This window comes from Cellulophaga geojensis KL-A, from assembly GCF_000568425.1.
Classification (GTDB): Bacteria; Bacteroidota; Bacteroidia; order Flavobacteriales; family Flavobacteriaceae; genus Cellulophaga; species Cellulophaga lytica.
Genome location: NZ_ARZX01000093.1, coordinates 1 through 700, shown reverse-complemented (window position 1 = coordinate 700; position 700 = coordinate 1). Strand labels below are relative to the sequence as shown.

Sequence of the window (700 nt, the reverse complement as noted above, 5' to 3'; positions counted from 1 at the left end):
TACTAGTCGAAACTAGAGAAACTTTAAAATTTTAAAACTTAATTTAAATTTAAAAAAACAAATTATTATGGGATCATTTAGAGCAGATTTTAGTTTCGGTGGTAAAGTATTTGATGTACTTTATTCTGATTATGAATTTAGTAGAAATACAGATTCAAAAGGTAAACCATCTTCTAACGTTACTGGTGGTAGAGTTGAGTTAATTATAGAGTCTACAGAAGATACTTCTGTTATTGAAGCTATGGTTAACAGCCAGTTTAAACCAGTTGAAGGTAAAATTACCTTTAAAAAGACAGATGAAGATGCTAAAATGAAAGAAGTTGAATTTAAAAATGCATACATAGTGCATTTTAAAGAAACGCTAAACGTTAATAATGACGTACCTATGACTATTAAAGTTACTTTCTCTGCAGAGGAAATTAACGTTGGTACAGCATCATTATTAAACCGTTGGCCAAGAGCATAAAACATCTAAACATATACTAGTTGTTTAGATTTGTTATACAAAAAGCCTTCAAGTATTCTAATTTGAAGGCTTTTTAATCTATTTAAAGAATACAGCACAACGTGTTTTTAATAGTGTTATAGCAACAAAGTAAGTTTTGCAAAACACTTTAGTAAAACATCAAAGTTAAAATAGTTGTTTTTTACATAGCTGTAAAAAAAAGTTTCTATTACAAGTAAGTCTACCAAGTAGTAC

Annotated in this window: 1 protein-coding gene; it reads left to right on the top strand. The window is 28.1% G+C overall.

Going from position 1 to position 700, the window contains the following annotated elements:
* Positions 1-67 precede the first annotated feature (67 nt).
* The gene (tssD, locus tag KLA_RS17350; RefSeq protein ID WP_034647496.1) at positions 68-466 is read left to right on the top strand and encodes a type VI secretion system tube protein TssD; all 399 of its coding nucleotides are present in this window, start codon (positions 68-70) and stop codon (positions 464-466) included.
* Positions 467-700 lie beyond the last annotated feature (234 nt).